This window comes from Robiginitalea sp. SC105 (assembly GCF_014243345.1).
In the GTDB taxonomy this organism is placed as follows: domain Bacteria; phylum Bacteroidota; class Bacteroidia; order Flavobacteriales; family Flavobacteriaceae; genus Robiginitalea.
Genome location: NZ_JACLZF010000001.1, coordinates 1,676,907 through 1,702,281, shown reverse-complemented (window position 1 = coordinate 1,702,281; position 25,375 = coordinate 1,676,907). Strand labels below are relative to the sequence as shown.

Sequence of the window (25,375 nt, the reverse complement as noted above, 5' to 3'; positions counted from 1 at the left end):
AAAGGCGCAGAACCCCGGTTACGGCAAGCTGACTGACCTATGAACGCCTCCCACATCCTGTTGCTCATCGGGCTGTATTTTGCCCTCCTGTTGCTGATCTCCTACTTTACCGGCAAGAACGATTCCAACGAGGATTTTTTTAAGGCCGGCCAGTCATCCCCCTGGTACCTGGTAGCCTTTGGCATGATCGGCGCTTCCCTTTCAGGGGTTACTTTTATTTCCGTCCCCGGTTGGGTGGAGAGTTCCCAGTTCAGCTATATGCAGGTGGTTTTCGGGTACCTTGCGGGCTATGTAGTCATTGCCCTGGTCCTGATGCCGCTCTACTACCGTCTGGGAGTCACTTCCATCTACGAGTACCTGGAGCAGCGTTTTGGCTGGGTGAGCTACAAGGTGGGCGCCCTCTCCTTTTTCATCTCCAGGGTGCTGGGGGCCGCTTTCCGCCTCTTCCTGGTAGCCATCGTATTGCAGCAATTTGTCTTCGATGCCTGGGGGGTGCCCTTCGAGGCCACAGTAGTCCTTTCCATAGCCCTGATCTGGGTCTATACCTTCCGGGGGGGCATCAAGACCATCGTCTGGACGGATACCCTGCAGACCCTTTTCATGCTCCTGGCGGTAGGCCTGTCCATCTATTTCATCAACCAGAGCCTCGGCTGGAGCCTGGCCGAATTCCTGGAATCCGAAGAGCTCGGGGCGTACAGCCAGATCCTGTTTACCGACTCCCTGGCCGACAAAAACCACCTGGTCAAATCCTTCCTGGGCGGTATGTTTATCACGATTTGCATGACCGGCCTGGACCAGGATATGATGCAAAAGAACCTGACCTGCCGGAGCCTGGGGGACGCCCAGAAAAACATGCTCTCCTTTTCCGCAGTGCTGGTGGTGGTCAACCTGGTGTTCCTGTTGCTTGGCGCACTGCTTTTCATCTATGCGGACCGGTTCGGCATTGGGACCCCCCTGATGGACGGAACCCCCAAACCGGACCTGCTATTTCCGGAAATTGCGCTCAACAGCGGCCTGGGGCCGGTGGTTGCCGTTACTTTCATGCTGGGGCTCATCGCAGCGGCCTACAGCAGTGCAGACAGCGCGCTGACTTCCCTGACCACTTCTTTTTGCGTGGATTTCATGGGGATTGCCCGCATGCCCGCCAACCTGCAGAAGCGCCTGCGCAAGCGGGTGCATATTGGCATGAGCCTGCTACTGATCGGGGTGGTGATCCTGTTTAAATACGTACTGGACCGCAACGTGATCGACGGGTTGCTGACCGTTGCCACCTATACCTACGGGCCGCTGCTCGGGCTGTTTTCCTTTGGTATCCTCACCCCATACGCCCTGAAGGATTCCAGGGTATGGATTGTCGCGCTGGTCGTGATCCTGCTGGTCTCCCTCCTGGCCAACCTGCCGCCGGAACTGTTGGGCGGCTATGAAATTGGTTATGAACTCCTGCCGCTGAACGGCCTGCTGACCTTCCTGGGCCTGCTTTTGATCCGCCGGAAACCCGTGGGTGATCCAGTTGTCTAATAAGTACCCATGGACAACATGACCAGCGTACAGGCTTCCTCGGCCTGAATACCCTTTTTTTTGAGCAGGTTGTAAAACTCCCGGTTCTCTGTGCCCGGGTTGAAGATCACCCGCTTGGGTGCCAGGTCGACAATCGCCTGGTAAAACGGTTCCTGACGACGCGGGTTCATATATAAAGTTATCGTATGAATCCCTTGGAAATCAGAAAGATTACGAGTAATTTCAATACCGTGGTCCCTACCTTCGACCAGGCCGAAGGCTACGGTGTCTACCCCCGCTTCTGCCAGGCGCTTCATCGCCAGATTGCTGTATCGGTTGCGCTTCAGGGAAGCCCCGAAAACCAGGGTTTTCTTGGAATTGTCCACCAGTTCAGTTTTTTTAACCCGTTTGTGTAACGAAAGCGAAAGTAACACGTCTTTAGGAAACAGCGGGAGAAAAAATCCATTGATACAGCTGTATTTTTATAGTTAATGGTTAGTGTTTAGTGCGGCTTATCAATGTAAGAAACCCCGGCTCACCTTCAATGGGAAGCCGGGGTTTCGCATTCTGAAAGCCCCGCAGCGCGGGCCTGCAGATGTTAAATTGCCATATTCCCGTAACATTCTACCTCCCCTGTCGTCTTGTTAATAGATTCATCAATCAATCAATCTAATCAATAAACGAACAGTCATGAAATTCTGCTACCTGGCAGCGGTCCTGCTATTGACCGCCATCGCCCCGGCCCGGGGGATGGCTGCGGACCCTGAAACCAACCCAGTCACAGGTACCGTTTCCGGTACCATTATCGACGAAACCCTTGAACAACCTGTAGCCTACGCCACCGTGGTGATCAAAAGCACGGACGGCTCGCAGACCATTACCGGAGGAATCACCCGCGAGGACGGAACTTTTGAAATCGAAAAGCTCCCCGACGGGGATTTTACCCTCGAAGTGCAGTATATCGGCTACCAGTCGGTGTCACGGACCATCCATATCGACGGCAGCCACAAAAAGGTGGATGTCGGTACCATCCGTATTTCGGAGGTCGCCACGGAACTCGATGGCGTGGAAGTGGTCGGGGAGCGCACGACCATCGAACAGAAGGTGGACAGGAAGGTGGTCAATATCGGGAAGGACCTCACCACGGCGGGGGCCACGGCTTCCGATATCATGAACAACATCCCCTCGATCAACGTGGACCAGCAGACCGGGGAACTCAGCATGCGGGGCAATACCAACGTGCGGGTGATGGTGGACGGGAAACTATCCAATGTACCCGTGGCCCAGCTCCTGAGGCAACTCCCCTCGTCCTCCATCAAATCGATCGAGCTCATTACCAACCCGTCCGCCAAGTATAACCCGGAGGGCATGAGCGGGATTATCAATATCATCCTCCACAAAAACGCGAACATCGGGTTTAACGGGACCCTGAACCTGGGGCTGACCAAAGGGCTGGAGGCGAAATTCAACAACTCCCTGGACCTGAATTACCGCAACGGGAAATTCAACATCTACGGGAATATCGGAAGCAACATCGGCAAATATGTGAACGACGGGAACATTTACCGCACGGCCGAGCAGACGCGGCAACTGATCGATGTGCTCAGCAACAACAAATCCTACCTGTACAAACTCGGGATGGACTTTTACCTGAACGATCACCATACGCTCTCCTTTTTCACCAACCAGAACAGCTTCGACGGGGATTTGGGGGTGCGCAGTGATATCCTGTTCGATCCGGACCCCGACCGCGATTTCATTCAGTTTTTTGACAGCCGGCAGGAAAACCTCAGCCAGCAATACAACTTTGACTACAAGCTCAAATTTGACCGGGAAGGGCACGAACTCGAACTGGAGGCGGACCTGAACCGGTTCGACAATGACGAGGATGCCGATTTCCGCACGATCGGGGTTACCGTTTTCCCGGACTATATGGATTTTGTGGATACGCGGCGCACCCAAACCACCATCAACCTGGATTACGTAAACCCGCCGGATTCGGTCTCCAAGCTCGAAATCGGGGTACAGGCGCGGCTATTTGAGACGGACACCGATTACCGGTCTACCGGCATATCCTACAACGCCCAGGGGGAATTGCAGCCAACCCCGAGCACGGATTTTATCTACGGGATGGACATCTATTCGGCCTATGTCAACTACAACCGTTCCTTCGGGGAGAAATGGTCCGTCCAGGCCGGGGTGCGTGTGGAAAATGTGGAGGTGATTGCAGACACGAACCAGGTGCGGGCCTTCACGGACAACTATACCGAATTCTACCCATCGGCTTTTGTAACCTATACGCCGGCAGAAAAGGACCAGTTCCAGATCAGCACGAGCCGGCGGGTGGACCGGCCGGGGCTCTCCCAGGTCAACCCGATCCGGGAATTCAGCACCCCGCTGATCTCGTCCTTCGGGAACCCGTCGCTGCGGCCGCAATTCACCAATTCCTATGAATTCAACTATACCCGGCGGCTCAAAACAGGCAGTCTCACCACGGGGGTATTTTACCGGACCATCCGCGATGAGATCAACCGGGCCATCTTCGTGGACCGCCTGGACCTGAACAAGCTCGTGCTCACTTTTGACAATTTCGATGATACCTACGCCTACGGGGCCGAAGTTTCCGGGAGCATCAAGGCAACCAAGTGGTGGAATATCAACGCGAGTTTTGATCTCTACCGGCAAATTCAGCGGGGCCTTACCGAACGGCTCCCCTCGGACATCCCCGATCCCTCCGCCGATGACATCGTCACGGAATCCCTGGAGGTGGAGAATACCGCCTGGAACCTGCGGATAAACAACAGCCTGCAGGCTACCAAAAAACTGACGTTCCAGGTATTCGGCTTTTACCGGGGCAGGAACCAGAGCCTGCAGTTTACCCAGGAACCCATGTACTTTATCAACACGGGGGCCCGGTACAGTTTTGCCCAGGGCAAGGGGACCCTCAGCCTGAATGTCAACGATGTATTCAACTGGATGCAGGCCGAGATCCGGGCAGAACAGCCAATCCCCCAGGAAGCCCTTTTCACCTGGGAAAGCCGGCAACTCTACCTGGGCCTGTCCTACCAGTTTGGCAGCGGCAAGAACCGTTCGCTCTCGCGCAAACGCCGCGACAGCAATACCAAGGAAGGGGGCGGCGGCCTCTTCTGAAAAGAACCGGCGGGCTTGTGCGGGGAATTGGTTGGTTAACCCCCACGGCCAAGTCGAAAGGGACCCCGGCATCCGTGCCGGGGTTCTTTATTTTACAGCCTCTGTTTTACGAGTATTCCCGGCATCGGCATAGGGGCCGGGCCGACCGCTACCAGCGGATGATGGCGCTGCCCCAGGTAAACCCGCTGCCAAAGGCTGCCAGGACCACCAGGTCCCCCTCCCTGATCCGGCCTGCTTCCCAGGCCTCGGTGAGCGCAATCGGGATACTTGCCGCCGTGGTGTTGCCATAGCGCATGATGTTGTTGTAGACCTGTTCGTCGGAGAGCCCGAATTTCTGCTGGATAAACTGGGAAATCCGCAGGTTGGCCTGGTGGGGGATCAGCATATCGATGTCCGCGGTTTCCAGCCCGTTGGCAGCCAGGCCTTCCCGGATCACCTCACTGAAGCGGACCACTGCATTCTTAAAGACAAACTGCCCGTTCATATACGGGTAAAATGAGGTGTCTTCAGGGTCGGCATCCGCCAGGATATCGGTTACCCAGCGTTTTCCCATGCCGGGGGCCGTAACTGCCAGCTCTTCTGCGTGCTGGCCTTCACTGTGCAGGTGGGTGGAGAGGATCCCCTTTTTTGGATCGGTCTCCCGGCTGAGGATTGCCGCCCCGGCCCCATCCCCGAAGATCACGGAGACGCCCCGGCCGCGGGTGGTCATGTCCAGGCCTTTGGAATGAAGTTCCGATCCGATCACCAGGACATTCCTGTACATGCCCGATTTGATGTACTGGTCGGCCACCGAAACCGCATAGACAAACCCGGAACACTGGTTGCGCACATCCAGCGCCCCAACGGTGCGAAGCCCCAGGTCCCGCTGTACCAGAACCCCCGGACCGGGGAAATAGTAGTCCGGGCTCAGCGTGGCAAATACGATAAAATCGATCTCGTCCTTGTCGATCCCTGCCCGCTCGATGGCAATGCGGGCGGCTTTGACCCCCATGCTGGTGGTGGTGTCCTCCCCGGGGACCACGTGCCTGCGGGATTCGATGCCCGTCCGTTCGCGGATCCAGGCGTCGCTGGTATCCATTTTCTTTGAGAGATCTTCATTGGTAACGACCTGTTCGGGTACATAGAACCCAAGACCGGTAATCTTTGAATTGTACATGAGATATGCCGTTTAGTTTGGAAGCTGTCCGGGCGGGGACAGCAGGTAAAGGTACCCATATTTGTTTTTTTTGCCCAAATCCCGGAGAAAAAGTTGCAGGCTGTCTGCCGGGACTGCCGGTTGGTCAGAAGTTAGTATCTTAAGGGCGTCTTTTTGAATCCTCAGGAGGGCAGGCGGTACCCCCGGGCCCACCCTGTTTCAACCAAAAACTACTGCGCTATGAGAAATTTGTTTGCCATTATCGCCTTCCTTTGCCTGTTTCCGGTAGCCGGGCAGGACCAGCTGGAATACCAGCAACCCCCCGAAGAGATCCTGGAACTGGTCAACGCCCCCCTGGCGCCCTATGTATGGTTGACCGATAGCGGGGATTATATGGTACTCCTCTACCGGAGCGCCTACAAGACCATCGCCGAATTGTCACAGCCGGAATTGCGACTGGCCGGGCTCCGGATCAACCCGATGACCAACACGGGAAGTCGCACCACCTTTTACAACAACCTGGAAATCCAGGTTCCCGGGGAAACCACCGCAAGGCCCGTCAGCGGCCTGCCGGAGGAACCGCGCCTTTCCGATTTCAGCCTTTCCCCCGACCAGGAGAAACTCGCAATGACCCACACCACAGACTCCGGAGCGGAGCTCTGGGTCGTGGACCTGGGCAGCGCGATGGCCCGGAAGCTAACCGGACCCGACCTGAACGCGAACCTCCGGGATGTCATCAACTGGTTCGGCGACAGCCAATCCCTGCTTGTGAAGTCCCTGCCAGCCGACCGGAAAGCGCTGATCGACCGGAGCGAAAAAGTTCCTTCGGGCCCCACCATTGCCACCAACGACGGTAAAAAAGCCCAGAACCGGACCTACCAGGACCTGATCAAGAACCCGGACGACGCCTTCAATTTTGAACAACTTGCTCGCTCCGAACTCCGGCGGGTTACCCTGGACGGCGCGGTTTCGGATTGGCTGGATGCTGCCATGTACCGGACGATCAGTTTTTCCCCGGATGGGAATTACGTCATGGTGGTGACCGTGGAAAAGCCCTTTTCCTACCTGGTACCCTACAGCCGGTTCCCTTCCCGGACTGCGATCTATACCCGCCAGGGTGACCTGGTACGGACCGTACTGGAAGTACCGCTCATCGAGGACCTTCCCAAAGGTTTTATGGCCGAGCGTACCGGCATGCGCGACCTCAGCTGGCGGGACGACCAACCGGCCACCCTCGTGTATGCGGAGGCACTGGACGGCGGGGACCCGGCCGTGGAAGTGCCTTTCAGGGATCAGGTATATACGCTTGAGGCTCCCTTTGACGGCCCCGGCAAGCCCCTTTTGAAAACCCGGAACCGCTTCAGCGGCATTACCTGGGGAACCGATAAGATGGCCATTGCCAGTGATTACTGGTGGAACGACCGGAATACCAAAACCTATCTTTTCAACCCCTCGGACCCATCGGAAGCCCCCACCCTGCTGTTCGACCGAAATTACCAGGACCGTTACAGCGACCCGGGGGACTTCGTAACCCGCCGCAATGAAATGAACCGGCAGGTACTGGCGCTGGACCGCAACGGCCGGGCCTTCCTCCTCGGCGACGGATATTCCGAAGAGGGGCAGTTCCCGTTCCTGGACAGGATGGACCTGGAAACCGCGAAAACCACGCGCCTTTACGAGTCCCGGTTGCAGGACCGGAAGGAAACCCTGATCGACTACAAGCCGGAAAAAGACGAACTGGTCGTGCAGATCGAGTCCCCCAGCGACTACCCGAATTACTACAGCCGGAGTGTGGTGCGCCGCCGGGGGCCCGAACAGCTTACCTTTTTCGAAAACCCCTTCAAAAGCCTGCAGGAAGTCCACAAGGAGGTAATCACCTACCAGCGGGAAGACGGGCTGGAACTCAGCGGGACCCTGTACCTCCCGGTGGGATACGATCCGGCCTCGGGGGAGAAGAAACCGATGATCCTCTGGGCCTACCCACGGGAATTCAAGGACAAGAACAGTGCCTCCCAGAATACACAGAATCCAAATGAATTCACCTACCCTTACTGGGGCTCCCCCATCTACTGGGTTGCCCGGGGCTATGTGGTGCTTGACGACGCCGCCTTCCCGATCATCGGGGAAGGGGAGGAACAGCCCAATGACAGCTTCCGCAAACAATTAGTAGCCAATGCCCGGGCAGCCATTGATGCGGTGGACGCCATGGGCTATATTGACCGGGACCGCGTAGCCGTGGGAGGGCACAGCTATGGGGCCTTTATGGTGGCCAACCTGCTGTCCCACTCGGACCTCTTTGCCGCAGGGATCGCCCGCAGCGGCGCCTACAACAGGACCCTGACACCCTTTGGCTTCCAGAGCGAGGAACGGAATTACTGGGAGGCCCCTGAGGTCTACTACACCATGTCCCCGTTCATGCACGCCGACAAAATGAAGACCCCCCTGCTGTTGATCCACGGGGAAGCCGATAACAATTCGGGCACTTACCCCATGCAGAGCGAGCGCTATTTCAATGCGCTGAAAGGGCTGGGGGCCACCGTCCGCCTGGTGATGCTGCCCAGGGAGAGCCACGGATACCGCGCCAAGGAAAGCATCCTGCACCTGCTCTGGGAACAGGACCGCTGGCTGGAAAAATACCTGAAGCCCGGCCTGGCAGACCCTGCAGGCAAGCGGTAGCGGCCGGACCCCCTGGATCGGAAAGCTGACGGCGCAGGCGGGGATATTCCCATAACGAGGCTGCCATTTGCCCTGTCAGGGCTTGCCTAGTCTAGGTATTTGCGGTAGTCGTTGACCCGTACCCGGGCCCGGAGGTCGTGAAGCAGGTTGTACAGTCCGAAAAAGGTGCGGTTGATATACAGGAAATGGCGGGAACCCCTGCTGGCATTCATCTTCCGGATCTGGGGGTCCCGGGAATACCGCTGGCTCAGATCGGCGATGCGCCCCCAGAACTCCGTCGAGGAGAAATCGAACACTTCCCCGTTGAAAGGGCTGGTGAATAATTCCAGCATTTCGCGGAACAACGCCTTGAAATAGGCGAGTTCCTCCGGGCTGTCCGAGGGGGTCAGAATTTCAAGCTGCTCCAGCTTCCGGGTAAGGATGTCGTCATTTTCAATATTCTCCTTCAGGGCCAATTCAAAATACGGGGTATAGAAACTATCCGGGATCTCCTTGATGCACCCGAAATCAATGGCGATCAGCCCGCCATCCCCCCCGACCAGGAAATTTCCCGGATGGGGGTCGGCGTGAACTTTTCGCAACCCGTGGATCTGATACATATAAAAATCCCAGAGCGCCTGTCCGAGCCGGTCGCCAGTGGCCCTGTCAAAGGTTTTTTTGGTAAAAACCCCCAAATGCTCGCCTTCCATCCAATCCATGGTCAGAATGCGCTCGGAGGACCACTCAGGGTAGTATTCCGGGAACTGCATCCCTGTAATATGGCTGCAAGCTCTTGTGATGGTCTGGCTTTGCCGGAGTTCCAGGAGGTAATCCGTCTCTTCCAGCAACTTCTCCTCCACTTCTTTGAAATACTTGTCCGAATCCTTCCCACTCAGGTTGAACATGCGCAGGGCAATGGGTTTTACCAGGGCCAGGTCGCTGCTGATACTGTCTGATACGCCGGGGTACTGGATCTTTACAGCCAGTGGCTTTCCATCCTTCCAGGCCCGGTGCACCTGGCCAATACTCGCCGCATTTACCGAATCGGGTTCGAACCGGTCAAAAAGCGCCTCCGGGTAGTCCCCGAAATAGTTTCGGAAGGTTTTCCGCACCAGGGGGGCCGACAGGGGAGGTACGGAGAACTGCGCCAGGGAGAAACGCTCCACATAGGCCCTGGGAAGGAGGTTTTTCTCCATGCTGAGCATCTGGGCCACCTTCAGGGCACTTCCTTTAAGGCTTTTGAGCCCGTCATAGACGTCGCGGGCGTTATCCGCATCCAGTTCCTCCCGGTCCATGGCCGGGTTTACGAGTTTCTTGCCGTAATATTTGACGTAGTTGCCCCCCAGTTTGACCCCGGTTTGCACCAGTTTCCCGGCGCGTTCCATCTTGGTAACGGGTATGTGGTCGAGTGTTTTCATAGTTGTTTCAGGACTGGTGCTCCTTATACAGGAATTTGCCGAAATCCAGAATCCGTTCCAGGGGGGTGTTGTCGAAGATGTCAAAGATCGTGTTGACAGATTTTTCAATGGCCACATCCGTTTTCTCGAAACCGGCGGAATCGTCTTTCATCCAGAAACGCAGCAGGAACAACATCTGTACCCAGGCGCCCTCGGAAAAGAGGGCAGGCTGTTGCTGGGTGATCCGGGATTGCTTTTGTTCATTGCCTTCTTCGATAAGGACCCGGGCAAATCCCCGCACTTTTTTCCGCAGCCCGCTCAGCTGGGGTAACTGCCGGGCCGGATTGGGCTCGGACCCGAGGACAAAAAGGACATAGGACCTGTTGAGCGCCAGCATCTCAAAAAACGTATAGAAAAAACTCAGGAACTTCTCCCGGTTGGAGTAGCTTTCATAGTTCTTGTCCTTTTGGATGCGCCCGATCGTTTGGTCATAAAATTCTGTCCAGACCTGTTCCCTGACAGATTCGAGGGATCCGAACAGCTGGTAGAATTCAGACTCCTCGACCTCTAGTTCCTTGCAGAATTTATATACGGATGCCGGGAACTGCCCTGTTTCCAGTACGGAAGTCATATATGCGGTAAAAACCTTTTGACGATTCAGGGAAGGTGCCTTCTTTTTCGCTGCACTCATGAAAGTATTTTTTGTTTATACAAATTTACTATTTGTAAGACATTTTATGTGTTAAGATTACTGTAAATAGCAAAAAGAAAAGCGCGCCTTCAAAATTGAAAGCGCGCTCTTCAAACAACCTAACCAATTAATAAACAAACTGATTACTGATTCAAAGTGCTTCTTCATAGCATTTTTGAAAGCAATCATTCAAATATAATAACGTTTAACTTATGTTGTTCTTTTTTAAACACAAAAATTTGTTAAAAATGAATTCTTGACAAGATGTGAGGTATTTGTGTCAGTTTGTCACTTCCTGGCAGGTTGGTATTTTTTTTGAGTACTGGAATATCAAAACTTAGAAAAATGGCATCTGGTAAGATTAATGTTTCCGTCGACAACATTTTCCCGCTGATCAAGAAATTCCTGTACAGCGATCATGAGATCTTCCTGAGGGAACTGATCTCCAACGCTACGGACGCAACCCTCAAACTGAAACACCTGACCTCCATCGGCGAGGCCGAAGTGGAGTACGGCAATCCGCTTATCGAAGTGAAAATCGACAAGAAGGGGAACAAGTTGCACATCATCGACCAGGGGATCGGGATGAGTAAGGATGAGGTGGAGAAATACATCAACGAGGTCGCTTTTTCAGGCGCAGGGGAATTCCTGGACAAGTATAAGGAGGCCGGCAAGGAGGCCGGAATCATCGGCCACTTCGGCCTTGGGTTTTACTCCTCCTTTATGGTGGCCGAAAAAGTTGAGATCCTGACAAAAAGCTATCGCGAGGACGTCCCCGCCGTCCACTGGGTGTGCGAAGGCAATCCGGAATTCACCATCAAAAAAGGCAAAAGGACGGAGCGGGGGACCGAAATTATCCTGCACATTGCCGAAGATTCCCGGGAATTCCTGGAAGAGGCGCGCATTCGCGAACTCCTTGTCAAATACAACAAATTCATGCCGGTGCCCATTAAATTCGGCACCCGCACAGAGACCCTGCCCAAACCGGAAGGCGCCAAGGAAGACGATCCGGCTCCAACCCGGGAAGTGGACAACATCATCAACAACCCCAACCCGGCCTGGACCCAGAAGCCCACGGATCTGGAGGAGGCCGACTACAAAAAATTCTATCGGGAACTATACCCGATGCAGTTCGAGGAACCGCTTTTCCACATTCACCTGAATGTGGATTACCCGTTTAACCTGACCGGCATCCTGTACTTCCCCAAACTGACCGGGGACATCAACCTGCAGAAGGACCGCATCCAGCTTTACCAGAACCAGGTATTTGTTACGGATAACGTCGAGGGTATTGTACCGGAATTCCTTACCATGTTGCGCGGGGTGATTGACTCCCCGGATATCCCCCTGAACGTCTCCCGTTCCTACCTGCAGGCCGACGGGGCAGTCAAAAAGATATCCTCCTATATTTCCCGGAAAGTGGCCGACAAACTGGCCTCTCTCTTCAAGGACGACCGTAAAGCCTATGAGGAAAAGTGGAACGACATCAAGATCGTCATCGAATACGGGATGCTCTCAGATGAGAAATTTTTTGAAAAGGCGGATACATTCGCACTCTACCCAACGGTGGACGGCGACTATTTCACCTTTGACGAACTCATCGAAAAGGTAAAAGACCACCAGACCGACAAGGATGGCAAGCGGGTACTGCTGTATGCCTCGGACACCGAGGCGCAGCATGCATACATTGAAGCCGCGCGGGCCAAGGGGTATCAGATCCTCCTGATGGACAGCCCGATCGTTTCCCACCTGATGCAGAAACTCGAAACCAGCAAGGAGGATATCTCCTTTGCACGGGTAGATGCCGACCACCTGGACAAACTGATCCGGAAGGACGAACCGGCCATCTCCAAATTGTCGGATAAGGAACAGGAAACCCTCAAAGGGCAGATCGAAAAGGTGCTGGGCGAAAAAAGCCCGTATACCGTCCAGCTGGAGGCCATGGACAGCGACCAGGCACCCTTTGTGATTACCGAACCCGAGTTCATGCGGCGCATGAAGGAGATGCAGCAGACCGGCGGGGGCATGTTCGGCATGGGCAACATGCCGGAACTCTACAACCTTGTGGTCAATACGAACCACCCGCTGGTGGGGGAAATCCTCGGCACAAAAACAGACAAGAAGCGTAGCCGCCTCATTTCCCAGTCCCTGGACCTGGCGCGGCTATCCAAGGGATTGCTCAAGGGAGAGGCGCTTACCGCCTTTATCCGGCGGAGTTACGAAATGGTCAAATAATCCGGCCCGGACCTTCGAAAAAAGCCGCCCGGAATTCCGGGCGGCTTTTTTTTGCCCTACCTGACAGATGGCCGCCAGCTACTACCTTCCCAACTTGCAGATAACCGCCTGCCACGGGCGCAGGGTCCCGGCATCCAGCGGGGCCATTGCATCCGGGTCGTAGTTGTCGATGAGCCGGTTTCCGGGAACCAGGCTGCCGGGCAAGCTATAACCTGCCGCTTCAGAGCTGAAATTCAATAAGACCAGCACTTGCTCATCCCCCAGGGAACGGGTATATGCATATATATCCGGGTTGCCGGCATCCACCAGCTCATAGGCCCCGTAGATGAGCACGTCGCTCTCCCTGCGCAGGCGGGTGAGCTTTCGGAAATGGTTCAGTACGGAACCAGGCAGGGTATCCTGACGGGCGACATTGATCCGGTCTTTGTTTTCGTTGACCGGCAGCCAGGGTTCCCCGGTTGTAAAACCGGCATGGGGGCCATCGGTCCACTGCATGGGGGTCCGGCCATTGTCCCTGGAGGTGAAATTGAGGCGTTCCATGAATGCCGCCATATCCGCCCCCTCCGACCGGGCCTTCTCATAGCCGTTGATTGCCGCGATGTCGTTGTATTCCGAAATGCTGTCCATATCCATGTTGGTCATGCCCAATTCGTCCCCGTAATAACAGTAGGGCGTCCCCCGCATACTGAGGATAAACGTATTAAGCAGGCTGGCAGAGGCATCCCGGAATTCCGGCCGGTCATCTCCCCAGCGGCTGACCATGCGTGCCTGGTCGTGGTTGGCCAGGAAGATGGAAAGCCATCCTTGGGTTGCGAACTCCGCATCCCACCGGCCAAATACCTCCTTCATCGTATCCAGGTCGTACCCTTCGTATTTCGGGATGTCCACCCCTTCGAACGCATAGGCCATGTCGAGTTCCTCCCGATCCGCATCCACCAGCATGTGGGCATCCTCAAAGTTCCGACCGGCCCCCTCCGAAACGCTCATAACATCGTACCGGCTCAGGACCTCCCGGTTCATTTCCTTCAGGTAACCGTGCAAACCGTCCTGCATGGCGTAGTATTGGATAAAATCCTTCTCGAAGCCCTCGGGGAATTCGGGGTAGGTGGTATCCTTGGCGGCGAACTGGAAGGCGTCCAGCCGGAAACCGTCCACCCCTTTTTCCGCCCAGAAGGTCATGATGTCATAGACTTCCTGGCGCACCTCCGGGTTTTCCCATTTCAGGTCCGGCTGCTGGGCCGAAAAATAGTGGAGGTAATAGGCATTGGTCACGGAATCGAATTTCCAGGCGTTGCCCGTGGCATCGAAGAGGCTGTACCGGTAAGGGGGGACACCTTTTTCGGCAGGCCACCAATGGTAATAGTCCCGGTACGGGCTGTCCCGGGAACTCCTGGCCGAAAGGAACCAGGGGTGCTCCTCGCTGCTGTGATTAACCACGATGTCCATGATCAGGCGGATCCCGCGCTCGTGCATACCCTGCAGCATCCGGTCAAAATCCGACATCGTCCCGAACTCCTCCATGATGCCCCTGTAATCGCTGACGTCGTACCCGTTGTCTGCATTGGGGGATGAGTAGATGGGGTTCAGCCAGATAGCAGTAATCCCCAGGCTTTGCAGGTAGTCGAGTTCCTGGATGATCCCGTTGAGGTCCCCCACCCCGTCCCCGTCCGAATCCTTGAAGCTTCTGGGGTACAGCTGGTAGATGACCGCTTCTTTCCACCAGGTTTTGCCAGCGATTGCCGGCGGTGCCTTTTCGGGTGTTTCCCCGCAGGAAACCCCCAGCAGCAGAGCGAAAAGGACGATGAGGTAGTTTTTCATAACGCGGTATTTTCGGATACCCAAAAAGATAAGGATATTCCGCGAACCGAAAGGAACTCCATGGCTTTTCGGGCCAATTGGGAAACCGGGAACCCGAAGAGCCCATACCCGGGGTAAAAGCGGTATCTTACCCCCATGGCTTATTCATGGCATTATTACTTGATGGCCGGCATGTACGTGGTGGCCGGATTTGCACATTGGATCTTCCCGAGGGTATATGGCAGGATCCTCCCCCCCTGGATACCGTTCAAACGATTTACTGTTTGGGGAAGCGGGGTCCTGGAAGCAGGCCTGGGCATTGCCCTCCTGTTCCCGCATGCGAAGGACCCGGCCCTTTACGCGATCATGGCGATGCTTGTGCTGTTCCTGCCGGTCCACATCCACATGCTGAGGGACAAGCGGGCAGCGGGGGGGTTGCCTGGGTGGTTACTCTGGCTGCGTCTCCCCTTGCAGGCTGGCCTGGTCTACTGGGCGTATGTCTATCTGGGCTAACCGGGTATTACAGTGAATAGCGGCTGTCCAGGTACCGTTTCACCCATGCCATCTGGAAAATGGCGAATACCAGCAGGAATCCGACCCCGTATAGGTAGGGTGCCGGTAGCTCGGGGAGTTCCGGGAAGCCCATCTTCGGGATCCGCAGGGCCGCTGACCTGTCAAAAAGGTAGCCGATAAATCCGGGGGCTTCCCCGGAGCCCCCCGACGCGGTCATCCCCCAGAGCGCCAACCCCGCCACGCCGGCAGCAATACCGGCCCAAACCTTGCCCGAAATGAGCGGGGCCTGCACCTGAACGGTCTTTTCCTTCCGGATCCGGTCCATGACGGATCTGGTAAACCCGGGCGGGGCTTCTTCAAAGGCCGATTCCCTGAGGATCTTCCGGTAAATTGCTTCTTGTTGCTTATCGTCCATATTCCCTGAGTGTTTGATAGCCGGCCGATGCCGACAGTAAGTCCCGCAGCCGCTCCCGGGCGCGGAAGAGCTTCACTTTAACCGTGCCGGGCCGGATACCGGTAATTCCCGCTATTTCCTTCAGCGACTGCTCCTGCAGGTAATGCAGGCTGAGCAGCACGCGGTCCTCCTGGGCCAGTTCCTGCAGCGCCCCCCGGAGCAGTTCGCCCCGTTCCCGGTCCATGAGCCGGGACCAGGTATCCTCCAGGTCCCGGAGCGGCATGCCCTCCGGCACAATATCCGACCGGTAGGGCTGGCGGCGTTTCTCACGGGCCGCCACATCGAGGATGCGGTGGTAGGCGATCGTATACAGCCAGGTCGAAAACTTGGCGTTTCCCCGGAATCCCGACAGGGAGGTATAGGCCTTGACAAAAACGTCCTGGGCGGTTTCCTCGGCGAGTTCCCGGTTCTGCAACATTTTGCAGGCCAGGGTAAATACCATATGGCTGTAACGGTCTACCAGGACTTCATAAGCGCTTTCCCGCCCATGGAGCACCTGCTCGATCAATTCCCCGTCGGTAAGTTGTTGGCTCATGTATCTTTTAGACGCCCGGCAGGCGTGCCGGGTTACATAATTTACGAAGATTCTGTAACCTCTTCGCGAGCCGTGCCGTCCAATGGGGTATAAACTCAATCAAAAACCAATAGTATCATGGGAGGAGAAATTATCGTTTTTATCACAATGTTCTCGGTTTTCTTCGGGATTGCCTACCTCTACTTTTCAACACGGAACAAGGAGCGCATGGCACTGATCGAGAAAGGGGCCGATGCCAGTATTTTTGTACAGGGGAAGCGCCCGTCGCAACCGCTATGGAAAATCCTGATCCTCAACCTGGCGTTGCTGCTGATGGGGATCGGGGCCGGGGTGATGATCGGGGGAAGCCTTGCCCAGATCGGCGGGGTGGACGACGACATTGCCATGCCGGGATCCATCTTCCTGCTGGCGGGTACCGGCCTGCTTATCGGGTTCTTTATCACCAAAAAAATGGACGAGAAGGAATCCTGACGACCTTTTTTTAGCAACACTTTCACAAATGCATCAACCGCCCGGTCCCGGGCGGTTTTTTTATTCCCTGCATTCCCAACCCGGACAGGTCTTCCTCTGACAGGCCGTAAAATTGCAGGCCCCTGCCCGGAATTTCACCGGAATCCTGTAACTTGGTGGCACTACCATGGAAATCCTCAGCACCAATACTGCAAACCTCGTAACCATACGCTGGAAAGGGCGGGAACAACAAACAGGCATCTACAAAAAGCCCCGGGAAGAAGGGATTTTCCTGGACCGGGCCGGGATACGGGAAGACCGGATCGGCAATCCGGAGGTACACGGGGGCGAATTGAAGGCCTGCTACCTGTTCGCCGGGGAGGAATACCCGTACTGGAAGCAGCTTTACCCGCTGCCGGACTGGGGCTTTGGCATGTTCGGGGAAAACCTCACCATCCGGGGCCTGGAAGAAAAAAACCTGAGAATGGGAGCCGTCTATCGCTTGGGTGGGGCTGTCATCCGTATTACCACGCCCCGGGAACCCTGCTTTAAACTGGGTATCCGCTTTAGGGACCAGGGGATCATTGAAAAGTTCATCGACCGGGGCAGACCCGGGGCCTACGGGGAAGTCCTTGAACCGGGCAGGGTACGCCCGCGGGACCCTTTCCTGCTGATAGATTCCGATGAAAAGGCGCCGGATATTGCTGCCTATTACCGGTTGTTGTACAGCGAGGAGAAGGATCAGCGGCTCCTCACCCGGGCACTTGAAACGGAAGTGCTGCCGGAAAAATCCCGGAAACAGCTTATGCGCTGGCTGTCGTAGCCCGGGAACCGGTTCGCCGCCGCGGCAAACCGAAACCAGGGACCCAGACCGTCACCCCTTACCGAACCACCCCAAAAAAAAGAGGGAACACAAGTGCTCCCCCTTTCCCGAATTAAACAAACTAAACTAAACATCCATTACCTGACAACTTTCAGGGATTCTGAATAGGTTCTATCTCCTGATGTTACCTCTACTTCAACTTTGTAGATACCTGATTTGGCACTTTCAAAGTTAAAAGCCTTCTCGACAACCGGAGAATCCTTGAAGCGCTCTATATAGAGTACCCGGTTTTCCTGGTCGGTAACCTTGACGATTACCGTATTCCCCTCGAGGTTGAGGTAGTTGAGATATACTTTCTCTCCGTGCTTCCGCATATACGGGTCCGCATCGGCGATTTTTTCGATCATTCCGGCCACCGGCTTCACGGGGTTAACCGATGCCGTGGCTACTGTAGTTCCGGCTATCATCAGGAAAGCCGCGGAAATAGTCATTACATTTTTTTTCATAACTGGTTGTTTTTTGAATTACACAAGGCAAATCTAGGGCGGATGTTGCGGGAATACTACTACGGCATTATCCAGTTTATGTGCTATTTTCACATGAATTAGTGTTAATTAATTGTAAAATGGTAATATGCCACAGGTTTTGGGTAATTTTGCATAGTCCACAGGACATTGGTCAACGTATCTTTAGTATAGAATAAATGGATATGCTTAAACTCAAACCTGCTTTTGAAGCGATTGAACCGGATTTCGGGCAGTCCTTTACCTACCAGAAATTCGACGCGCACAAACCCAATAAGAACCTTGTCTGGCATTACCACCCGGAAATCGAATTGGTTTATGTAAACGGGGGCAACGGGAAGCGGCAGATTGGCAGCCATGTGTCCTATTATACCCAGGGGGACCTGATCCTGATCGGTTCCAACATGCCGCATTGCGGATTTACCGACGCCTGCACCGGAAACACCAGCGAATCTGTGGTGCAGATGAAAACGGATTTTCTGGGATCCGATTTTTTCTCCATTCCCGAAATGCGCCATATCCGGCAGCTTTTTGAAAAAGCCAAGGGAGGGATTGCCTTTACGGGCAATGCGAAAAAGAAAATCGGGGAGAAAATCGAAATCCTTGAATATAAATCCGATTTCCAACGGCTGCTGGCCATCTTAAATATCCTCAATGAGCTGGGCAGCACTTCGGAATTCCAGATACTGAACGCCGACCACCTCTCGGTGGAAACCCAGACCAAGGAAAACGACCGGATCAACACCATTTTCAATTTCGTCAAGGAAAATTACCGGGACCCCATCTCCCTGGAGGAAATGGCCGACCTGACGCACATGACCGTCCCGTCGTTTTGCCGGTATTTCAAAAAGGTCACCAACAAGACGTTTGTGCAGTTTGTGAACGAGTACCGGATGGTGCACGCCTCCAACCTGCTTTCGGAGAACGAAATGTCGATTACCGAAATCTGCTTTGAAAGCGGATTCAACAACTTCTCCCATTTCAACAAGTCCTTCAAGGCCTTTACAGGTATGAGCCCTTCCGAATACCGGAACCAGCTGAAGACCGTGATGCGATGAAATCCACGTTACCCGAACTGGAGGAGCTCCCCGACGCGACCATCCGCTACCAGGCGGGATTCCTGGATGCGGAAAAGGCCGGCGCCTGCTTTGAAACCCTGTACCGGGACACCCCCTGGCGACAGGACCCGATTCGCATCTTTGGCAAGACTTACCCCCAGCCCCGGCTAACCGCCCTCTACGGGAATAACGGGAAATCCTATTCCTATTCCGGTATTGAGATGCAACCCCATCCCTTCACCCCCCTGTTACAGGAGCTGCTGGAAAAAGTATCCGGGGCCACCGGACAGGAATACACCACCTGCCTGCTCAACCTGTACCGGGATGGTTCGGACAGCAACGGGTGGCACGCAGACAATGAACCGGAACTGGGCCAAAACCCGGCCATTGCTTCCCTCTCCCTGGGGAGTCCCCGTATCTTCCACCTGAAACACCGGCAGCGCAAGGACCTGCGGGTCCGGTTGCTGCTGGAACCCGGGAGCCTGCTCCTGATGGCCGGGGCGACCCAGCACCACTGGCTCCACCAGCTACCCAAGACACGCCGGCCCATCGGGCCCAGGATCAACCTGACCTTTCGTAAAATATATTAGGCGGACAGGGGGCGGCTAAGCAAGCAGGGAGCGGCCCAAATTTCCCTGTCATCCCCCGGATGCGTATTTTTGTACCATGGAAAAGGAAACGCTCAGTCCGGCCGATACGGACCGGATCATCGAAATGGCCTGGGAGGACCGCACCCCGTTCGAAGCCATTACCTATCAATTCGGTCTTTCCGAACAGGAGGTAATTTCTCTGATGCGCGCCCAACTCAAACCCGGGAGCTTCAAAAGGTGGCGGAAACGGGTGCAGGGTCGGTCTACCAAACACCTGAAACTCCGCGCAAAAAGCGTCCGGCGCTTTAAATCGAGCCGGCAGCGCGCCATCAGCGGGAACGCCATCCCGAAAAGCAGGTAGTTTACCCGTAGATGTCGTTGAGGATGGCGGAAAGCCTCAGCCCCCCGCGGAGCAATTGCTGCTCCACGGTATCCCACCAGTCGTAGTGGTACCGGTAGTAGAGTTTTTCCCCTTTTTCCACGGAAGGGTACACGCGGTAGACCAGCTGCTGTACCTCCGCCGCCCAGTCCCGGACGGAACCCGTCCGGATGGCCCGGAGCTGTTTCCTGCTAACGCGCGGCAGGGTACCTGCCAGTTCGCTGTAACTCATCCCGTAATCCTCGATCAGGTCGGAATCCCACAGGCGGTGCAGGTTGGTACCCCGGTCAAAATACTGGAGCTGGATGTCGTTACCCCCACTGTCCTCTGAGCGTCCTACGTGCAAGGGCTGGTGCAAATCCCCAACCAGGTGGACCAGGAGTTTCAGGTGGAAAACGCGTTCCGGCCGGGAACTGCCCGGGTCTTTCAGGAGGGCAATGCATTTTTCAATGCCCTGTATGACATCTCCCTGGGGGGAATGCGCGATCTCCCCGTACCCCTTGTCCGGGGGCAGGTTTACATAATGCCAGGGACTGTAGCGGCGATAGGCCGTATCCGATTTGATATCGTCGGCGAAGGTGGAGACCCGGGCCAGGGATTCACCCTCCAATAACTGTTCAATGGCCTTGCGCGCCTTTCGGGAGAGATGTTTCTCGGCAATTTCCCCGATGACCCGGTGGCCTGTGCGCCCCCAGTCGGGAGGTTTGGCCAGTGTTAAAAATGGCAGGCAGAGCAATAGGAGGAATACGCGATTCATATGAGGTTGAATTGGTTTCAAAAGTAGGGATTCGGGAATTAAGGAATTGTTAATTTGCCCACTCAATCCTCCGGATTATCTGAACTTCGCAATGTGAAAAGTTTCTTCAACGCCTTCCGCTCCATCCGCCCGGCCTGGTTCCGTTACCTCCTGGCAGCCCTGTTATCCGGGACCGCCCTTGCCGTACTTTTCGTGGGGACGGTTTATTTCGGGTTGTGGGGGCGGATCCCCGGGTATTCCGAACTCCGTGAAATCCGCCAGGACCGGGCATCGGAGGTGTATTCCGCGGACAGCGTACTGATTGGCAAGTACTACCTGGCAGACCGACAGCCCATTGGGATGGAAGAGATCCCGGGACACGTGCTCGATGCCCTGGTCGCCATCGAGGATGAACGGTTTTACCGGCATTCCGGCATCGACTACCAGAGCCTGATGCGGGTCTTCTTCAAAACGCTGCTGCTGGGCGAAAGCAGCGCCGGGGGTGGGAGTACCCTGAGCCAGCAATTGGCCAAGAACCTCTACCCGCGCACGGGCAGTGGCACCGTAGGACTGGCAGCAGACAAAGTCCGGGAGATGTTTATCGCCCGGCGGCTGGAACGCCTGCACGAAAAAAAAGAGATCCTCCGGCTTTACCTCAACACCGTTTCCTTTGGGGATAACAGTTTCGGGATCGAAAGTGCCGCTCGAAAATTCTTTAATGTAAAGACCCGGGACCTGAAACCCGAGCAGGCCGCGGCCCTGATCGGGATGCTCAAGGCAACCCACTCCTATAACCCCCGCCTTTTTCCAGACCGGAGCCTGGAGCGCAGGAACCTGGTGCTGGGCGCCATGGCGCGGAACGGCTACCTGGAAGACGGGGTGGCCGACAGCCTGCAGTCCCTCCCGCTGGTCCTCGATTACAGGCCCTATACGGCCAATGAAGGCCTGGCCGCCTATTTTCGCGAGGCGGTCCGGAGGAAAGTCTCCAGCTGGCTTGGCGACCGGGCTGGGACGGATTCCATGCTCAACCTCTACACCTCCGGGCTGAAGATTTACACCACCCTGGAGCGGGGGATGCAGCAGGTGGCGGAGCGCACCATGCAGCAGCACATGAAACGCCTGCAGGCCGATTTTGAAAAGGCCTTTGGCAACCGGGCTCCCTGGAAAACCGACGATCGGTTTATCGACCGCTATATCCGCAGTTCACCCCCCTACAAGAAACTGGCCGCCTCCGGCCTGGAACACGCCGCCATTATGGATTCCCTGGGGAAGGCGCGTCCCATGGTGCTGGCAGACTGGGAGGGCGAAAAAGAAGTCCGGGCCAGTACGGTAGACAGCCTGCTGCACTATGCCCGGTTCCTGAACACCGGCTCACTCGCCATCGATCCCCGGACTGGGGCCGTACTCAGCTGGGTGGGCGGTGTGGACTTCAAACATTTCAAATACGACCATATCTCCCAAAGCCGCCGACAAGTCGGGTCGACTTTCAAACCGGTGGTCTACACGGCAGCCCTGGAAAAAGGCCTGGACCCTTGCGACTATTTCTCGGCACGGGAGGTGCGGTACGAGAACCTGGAGGACTGGACGCCCTCCAATTCGGGGGATAAGGAAGAGGACTACCTGAACTATTCCATGCAGGAGGCACTGCGCAACTCCGTGAATACCGTGGCGGTAAAAGTCCTTGAAGAAACTGGGATCCCCCGGGTCCTTTCCCAGGCGAAGGCCATGGGGATCGGGGCACCGTTGCCGGAAACGCCCTCCCTTGCATTGGGGACGGGATCCATCGGCATCCCGGAGATGGCCGGGGCGTATGCCAGCTATATCAACGATGCCAAACCGGTAACCCCCTACCTGATCCGTCGCATCACGGACCGGGACGGGAATGAAATCTACCGGCATGAGGAAGAAACTGTAGCGGCACCGGCCTATAGCGAGCGCACCCGCCAATTGATGCTGCAAATGCTCCGCTCGGTGGTGGAAGGCGGTACGGCTTCCCGTATCCGTGGCACCTATGGCCTCAAAGGCGATATAGCCGGGAAGACGGGTACCACCCAGAACAATAAGGACGCCTGGTTTGTGGCCCTTACCCCCCGGCTGGTGCATGTGAGCTGGGTAGGGTTGGAATCGCATGAAATCGGCTTTCCCAATACGCGGATCGGCCAGGGGGCCAACGCCGCCCTGCCGCTTTTTGCCCTGTGGTATCAGGGATTAAGCCGGGATGCCGGTCTCCGGAAATGGACTGGGGGAAGCTTCCCGGAGCCTGGCCCTGATATCGCGAACCTGTTGGATTGCCCGCCGGTAAAACGGGATGGTTTTTTCAAGCGGTTGTTTTCCAACCCGGACAAGGCCAAAACGCGGAAGTTCCGGGATCGCTCCGGGGACTGAGGATGGTCGCCCCGGCATGGCCCGACGCGTAAATTGCAGGACTTCCCGGGAAAAAATATAATATAGTGTTAACAGTACACGATATCCGTCCAATACTTTTTACTTTTGAAGTCCACTGACCGACAACCCTTCCAATTATGAGATTCCCCCTCCTGGCAACCTGTCTGCTGTGCGCCCTCAGTATCCGTTCCCAGGACCAGTCCCACAAAACCATTACCGTCAAATATATCCCCGACCTCGCCAAGGAAATCACCCTGGACGGGGTGTTGAAGGAATCCTTCTGGCAGGAAGCGGAAAGTGCCGAAAATTTCTGGCAATACTTCCCGGTGGACAGTGTCCAGGCCAAACAGCAATCCCGGATCAAAATGCTGTTTGACGATGAAAACCTGTACATCGGTATTTCGGTGCAGGCAGCGGGGCGGAATTATGCCATCCAGTCGCTGCAGCGTGACTTTCGTGCCGGGAATTCGGACAATATTACCCTGTTGTTCGATACTTTCAACGACGGCAACAATGCCTTCCTGTTCGGGACGAATCCCTACGGGGTACGCCGGGAAGGCCTGGTTTCGGGGGGCGGGCTGGACCTGTCGGGATTTACCATTTCCTGGGATGTGAAATGGCGGGGGGAATCCCAGATTTATGAGAACCACTATACCTCGGAATTGATCATCCCGCTGACCTCCTTTAAATTCCGGGAAGGGGAAACCCGCTGGAGGTTCAACAGTTACCGGTTCGACACCCAGTCCAACGAAAGCAGTACCTGGGCACGTATCCCCCAGAACCAGAATATCTACGGGCTCACCTTTATGGGCGAGATGGTCTTTGAAAAGCCCCTGGGGCGGTCGAGGACGCCCATGGCCCTGATCCCTTATGTAAATACTGGCTGGTTCAGCGACCGGGAAGCGGACCAGGCGGAGTCCTCTGTAAAGTTTGGCGGGGATGTCAAGGTCTCCATTGGCAACAGCATGAACCTGGACATCACGGCAAACCCGGATTTTTCCCAGGTGGAAGTGGACGACCAGGTGACCAACCTGACCCGTTTTGAAGTCTCCTTACCGGAAAAACGCCAATTTTTCATCGACAACAATGACCTCTTTGCAGGTTTCGGGGATGACAGGGATGCCAACCCCTTCTTTTCCAGGCGTATTGGAATCGCCCAGGATACGGCGGGGAATACTATTGAAAATAGCATCCTGGGCGGGGTGCGCCTGAGTGGTAAGCTCAACCAGAAACTGCGGCTGGGCTTTTTCAGTATTCAGACAGAAGCAGACGTCGCGAACGAAATCGCGTCGAACAACAACAGCATGCTGGCGTTGCAACACCTGGTATTTTCCCGTTCGAATATCGGTATGTTCATAATCAACAGGCAATCGTTCGGCAACGAAGACTTTATCACCCCGGAAAACCGCTACAACCGGGTGGCGGGCATCGATTACAACCTGATTTCCGCGGACAACGTCTGGAGCGGGAAATACTACATCCACAAATCCTTCAACGAGGGGGTCAACGATAACGACTGGTCTGCAGGTGCCAGCATGCGGTTTAATTCCCGGAACTGGAATGGCTTTACCAAATGGGTTTACCTGGGTGAGAATTTCGATTCCGACCTGGGGTTTGTCCGGAGAACCGACATCTTTAAGGGAGTCGGCAATATCGAAAGGGTATTCTGGCCGCAGAGCGGGTTTATCAACAACCACAGTTTTTCCATTATCCCCGTATATACCTGGAGGCCCAGCGCGGATATGCAGAATACGGATTACACCATCCGGACGCGGTGGGAGGCGCGCTTCCGGAACCAGCAGCAAATGCAAATCCAGTGGACCAATGATTACACCTATTTGTTCGACTCCTTCGACCCCACCGGGACGGACGGGGCCCTGGAACTTCCCGCGGATTCCGAATACTACTACAACAGCCTGGACATGCAGTACAGTTCGGACCAGCGGCGCATTTTTGCCTACCGGGTGCAAACCACCTACGGGGACTTTTTCAACGGGGAGCGGTTTTCGGTGGAAGGAAGCACAACCCTCCGGATCCAGCCCAAGGCATTTATTTCCATGCAGTTGAACTACGACCGGATTTCGCTGCCGGACCCCTACCCCAGTGCGGATATCTGGCTGGTCGCCCCGAAGATAGAGCTCACTTTTTCCAAGTCGCTCTTCCTGTCGACCCTGGTGCAGTACAGCAACCAGCGGGATAATTTTGGGGTGAACGCCCGGCTTCAATGGCGTTTTGCCCCCCTTTCCGACCTGTTCCTGGTCTACACGGACAACTACTACGTGAGCCGGTTCAGCCCCCGCTTCCGGACCATCAACCTGAAACTGACCTACTGGCTCAACATCTGACCTGCTAGCGCAACGTCTGAATTTCT

Annotated in this window: 21 protein-coding genes; 12 read left to right on the top strand and 9 right to left on the bottom strand. The window is 55.5% G+C overall.

The annotated features are described in order from the left end of the window. Positions 1–39: 39 nt before the first annotated feature. Positions 40–1,518, top strand: coding sequence for a sodium:solute symporter (locus tag H7F20_RS07535; protein WP_185785488.1), 1,479 nt, complete (start codon positions 40–42; stop codon positions 1,516–1,518). On the opposite strand, the gene H7F20_RS07530 is transcribed toward H7F20_RS07535, so the two are convergent. Then, on the bottom strand, positions 1,515–1,883 hold the full coding sequence (locus H7F20_RS07530) for a CoA-binding protein (protein WP_185785487.1): 369 nt from the start codon (positions 1,881–1,883) through the stop codon (positions 1,515–1,517). The two genes, H7F20_RS07535 and H7F20_RS07530, sit on opposite strands and share 4 nt — an antisense overlap. Before the next feature lie 304 nt (positions 1,884–2,187). On the opposite strand from H7F20_RS07530, the gene H7F20_RS07525 reads away from it, so the two are divergent. Further along, positions 2,188–4,647 (top strand): outer membrane beta-barrel family protein, encoded by a 2,460-nt coding sequence (locus H7F20_RS07525; RefSeq protein ID WP_185785486.1) that lies wholly within the window; start codon positions 2,188–2,190, stop codon positions 4,645–4,647. Between the two features lie 148 nt (positions 4,648–4,795). Here H7F20_RS07525 and H7F20_RS07520 read toward each other — a convergent pair whose 3' ends face one another. Further along, positions 4,796–5,803, bottom strand: a complete 1,008-nt coding sequence (locus H7F20_RS07520) for a 3-oxoacyl-ACP synthase III family protein (RefSeq protein ID WP_185785485.1) — start codon at positions 5,801–5,803, stop codon at positions 4,796–4,798. Positions 5,804–6,022: 219 nt separating this feature from the next. Between H7F20_RS07520 and H7F20_RS07515 the strand changes: the two genes are divergently transcribed. After that, positions 6,023–8,458: a prolyl oligopeptidase family serine peptidase gene (locus H7F20_RS07515; protein ID WP_185785484.1), complete on the top strand. Its 2,436-nt coding sequence runs from the start codon at positions 6,023–6,025 to the stop codon at positions 8,456–8,458. 86 nt (positions 8,459–8,544) lie between these two features. On the opposite strand, the gene H7F20_RS07510 is transcribed toward H7F20_RS07515, so the two are convergent. Beyond that, complete coding sequence (locus tag H7F20_RS07510) at positions 8,545–9,855, bottom strand: AarF/ABC1/UbiB kinase family protein (protein WP_185785483.1); 1,311 nt, start codon at positions 9,853–9,855, stop codon at positions 8,545–8,547. A 7-nt stretch (positions 9,856–9,862) separates the two neighbouring features. Further along, positions 9,863–10,525 (bottom strand): TetR family transcriptional regulator C-terminal domain-containing protein, encoded by a 663-nt coding sequence (locus H7F20_RS07505; protein WP_255444004.1) that lies wholly within the window; start codon positions 10,523–10,525, stop codon positions 9,863–9,865. A 345-nt stretch (positions 10,526–10,870) separates the two neighbouring features. Between H7F20_RS07505 and htpG the strand changes: the two genes are divergently transcribed. After that, positions 10,871–12,760 (top strand): molecular chaperone HtpG, encoded by a 1,890-nt coding sequence (htpG, locus tag H7F20_RS07500; protein ID WP_185785482.1) that lies wholly within the window; start codon positions 10,871–10,873, stop codon positions 12,758–12,760. An 81-nt stretch (positions 12,761–12,841) separates the two neighbouring features. Here the strand turns inward: htpG and H7F20_RS07495 are convergent, their stop codons facing one another. After that, a complete protein-coding gene (locus H7F20_RS07495) occupies positions 12,842–14,578 on the bottom strand; it encodes an alpha-glucosidase (RefSeq protein WP_185785481.1) in 1,737 nt (578 codons plus the stop codon). A gap of 135 nt (positions 14,579–14,713) precedes the next feature. On the opposite strand from H7F20_RS07495, the gene H7F20_RS07490 reads away from it, so the two are divergent. Further along, on the top strand, positions 14,714–15,070 hold the full coding sequence (locus H7F20_RS07490; protein WP_185785480.1) for a MauE/DoxX family redox-associated membrane protein: 357 nt from the start codon (positions 14,714–14,716) through the stop codon (positions 15,068–15,070). A gap of 7 nt (positions 15,071–15,077) precedes the next feature. Here H7F20_RS07490 and H7F20_RS07485 read toward each other — a convergent pair whose 3' ends face one another. Both H7F20_RS07485 and H7F20_RS07480 read right to left on the bottom strand, forming a co-directional pair. Beyond that, on the bottom strand, positions 15,078–15,485 hold the full coding sequence (locus H7F20_RS07485) for a hypothetical protein (RefSeq protein WP_185785479.1): 408 nt from the start codon (positions 15,483–15,485) through the stop codon (positions 15,078–15,080). Continuing rightward, complete coding sequence (locus H7F20_RS07480; protein ID WP_185785478.1) at positions 15,475–16,059, bottom strand: RNA polymerase sigma factor; 585 nt, start codon at positions 16,057–16,059, stop codon at positions 15,475–15,477. The genes H7F20_RS07485 and H7F20_RS07480 overlap by 11 nt, the downstream gene beginning before the upstream one ends. A 117-nt stretch (positions 16,060–16,176) precedes the next feature. On the opposite strand from H7F20_RS07480, the gene H7F20_RS07475 reads away from it, so the two are divergent. Continuing rightward, positions 16,177–16,530, top strand: a complete 354-nt coding sequence (locus tag H7F20_RS07475; RefSeq protein ID WP_185785477.1) for a DUF6249 domain-containing protein — start codon at positions 16,177–16,179, stop codon at positions 16,528–16,530. Positions 16,531–16,696: 166 nt separating this feature from the next. Next, positions 16,697–17,332 carry an MOSC domain-containing protein gene (locus H7F20_RS07470; RefSeq protein ID WP_185785476.1) on the top strand — a complete coding sequence of 212 codons (636 nt, stop codon included), beginning with the start codon at positions 16,697–16,699 and terminating at the stop codon, positions 17,330–17,332. Positions 17,333–17,469: 137 nt separating this feature from the next. Here H7F20_RS07470 and H7F20_RS07465 read toward each other — a convergent pair whose 3' ends face one another. Beyond that, entirely contained in the window at positions 17,470–17,838 is a 369-nt protein-coding gene (locus tag H7F20_RS07465) for a hypothetical protein (RefSeq protein ID WP_185785475.1), read from the bottom strand. Positions 17,839–18,041: 203 nt separating this feature from the next. Between H7F20_RS07465 and H7F20_RS07460 the strand changes: the two genes are divergently transcribed. The 3 genes from H7F20_RS07460 to H7F20_RS07450 all read left to right on the top strand — a co-directional run bounded on the left by H7F20_RS07460 (position 18,042) and on the right by H7F20_RS07450 (position 19,865). Beyond that, complete coding sequence (locus H7F20_RS07460) at positions 18,042–18,914, top strand: AraC family transcriptional regulator (RefSeq protein WP_185785474.1); 873 nt, start codon at positions 18,042–18,044, stop codon at positions 18,912–18,914. Next, positions 18,911–19,504 (top strand): alpha-ketoglutarate-dependent dioxygenase AlkB, encoded by a 594-nt coding sequence (locus H7F20_RS07455; protein ID WP_185785473.1) that lies wholly within the window; start codon positions 18,911–18,913, stop codon positions 19,502–19,504. Before H7F20_RS07460 ends, H7F20_RS07455 begins: the two co-directional genes overlap by 4 nt. A gap of 76 nt (positions 19,505–19,580) precedes the next feature. Next, the gene (locus tag H7F20_RS07450) at positions 19,581–19,865 is read left to right on the top strand and encodes a TIGR03643 family protein (protein ID WP_185785472.1); all 285 of its coding nucleotides are present in this window, start codon (positions 19,581–19,583) and stop codon (positions 19,863–19,865) included. 1 nt (position 19,866) lies between these two features. On the opposite strand, the gene H7F20_RS07445 is transcribed toward H7F20_RS07450, so the two are convergent. After that, entirely contained in the window at positions 19,867–20,640 is a 774-nt protein-coding gene (locus tag H7F20_RS07445) for a S1/P1 nuclease (RefSeq protein WP_185785471.1), read from the bottom strand. A gap of 93 nt (positions 20,641–20,733) precedes the next feature. Here H7F20_RS07445 and H7F20_RS07440 point away from each other — a divergent pair, with 93 nt between their 5' ends. Further along, the gene (locus H7F20_RS07440; RefSeq protein ID WP_370588488.1) at positions 20,734–23,004 is read left to right on the top strand and encodes a transglycosylase domain-containing protein; all 2,271 of its coding nucleotides are present in this window, start codon (positions 20,734–20,736) and stop codon (positions 23,002–23,004) included. A gap of 137 nt (positions 23,005–23,141) precedes the next feature. Beyond that, positions 23,142–25,349 (top strand): DUF5916 domain-containing protein, encoded by a 2,208-nt coding sequence (locus H7F20_RS07435; protein WP_185785469.1) that lies wholly within the window; start codon positions 23,142–23,144, stop codon positions 25,347–25,349. Positions 25,350–25,375 lie beyond the last annotated feature (26 nt).

Bases quoted from the DNA above. Each gene is read 5' to 3' on its own strand.
- H7F20_RS07445 (WP_185785471.1), bottom strand. From the start codon at position 20,640: ATGAATCGCGTATTCCTCCTATTGCTCTGCCTGCCATTTTTAACACTG.
- H7F20_RS07490 (WP_185785480.1), top strand. From the start codon at position 14,714: ATGGCTTATTCATGGCATTATTACTTGATGGCCGGCATGTACGTGGTG.
- H7F20_RS07460 (WP_185785474.1), top strand. From the start codon at position 18,042: ATGCTTAAACTCAAACCTGCTTTTGAAGCGATTGAACCGGATTTCGGG.
- H7F20_RS07450 (WP_185785472.1), top strand. From the start codon at position 19,581: ATGGAAAAGGAAACGCTCAGTCCGGCCGATACGGACCGGATCATCGAA.
- H7F20_RS07485 (WP_185785479.1), bottom strand. From the start codon at position 15,485: ATGGACGATAAGCAACAAGAAGCAATTTACCGGAAGATCCTCAGGGAA.
- H7F20_RS07525 (WP_185785486.1), top strand. From the start codon at position 2,188: ATGAAATTCTGCTACCTGGCAGCGGTCCTGCTATTGACCGCCATCGCC.
- H7F20_RS07470 (WP_185785476.1), top strand. From the start codon at position 16,697: ATGGAAATCCTCAGCACCAATACTGCAAACCTCGTAACCATACGCTGG.
- H7F20_RS07480 (WP_185785478.1), bottom strand. From the start codon at position 16,059: ATGAGCCAACAACTTACCGACGGGGAATTGATCGAGCAGGTGCTCCAT.
- H7F20_RS07535 (WP_185785488.1), top strand. From the start codon at position 40: ATGAACGCCTCCCACATCCTGTTGCTCATCGGGCTGTATTTTGCCCTC.
- H7F20_RS07515 (WP_185785484.1), top strand. From the start codon at position 6,023: ATGAGAAATTTGTTTGCCATTATCGCCTTCCTTTGCCTGTTTCCGGTA.
- H7F20_RS07505 (WP_255444004.1), bottom strand. From the start codon at position 10,525: ATGAGTGCAGCGAAAAAGAAGGCACCTTCCCTGAATCGTCAAAAGGTT.
- H7F20_RS07475 (WP_185785477.1), top strand. From the start codon at position 16,177: ATGGGAGGAGAAATTATCGTTTTTATCACAATGTTCTCGGTTTTCTTC.
- htpG (WP_185785482.1), top strand. From the start codon at position 10,871: ATGGCATCTGGTAAGATTAATGTTTCCGTCGACAACATTTTCCCGCTG.
- H7F20_RS07465 (WP_185785475.1), bottom strand. From the start codon at position 17,838: ATGAAAAAAAATGTAATGACTATTTCCGCGGCTTTCCTGATGATAGCC.
- H7F20_RS07510 (WP_185785483.1), bottom strand. From the start codon at position 9,855: ATGAAAACACTCGACCACATACCCGTTACCAAGATGGAACGCGCCGGG.
- H7F20_RS07495 (WP_185785481.1), bottom strand. From the start codon at position 14,578: ATGAAAAACTACCTCATCGTCCTTTTCGCTCTGCTGCTGGGGGTTTCC.
- H7F20_RS07520 (WP_185785485.1), bottom strand. From the start codon at position 5,803: ATGTACAATTCAAAGATTACCGGTCTTGGGTTCTATGTACCCGAACAG.
- H7F20_RS07435 (WP_185785469.1), top strand. From the start codon at position 23,142: ATGAGATTCCCCCTCCTGGCAACCTGTCTGCTGTGCGCCCTCAGTATC.
- H7F20_RS07455 (WP_185785473.1), top strand. From the start codon at position 18,911: ATGAAATCCACGTTACCCGAACTGGAGGAGCTCCCCGACGCGACCATC.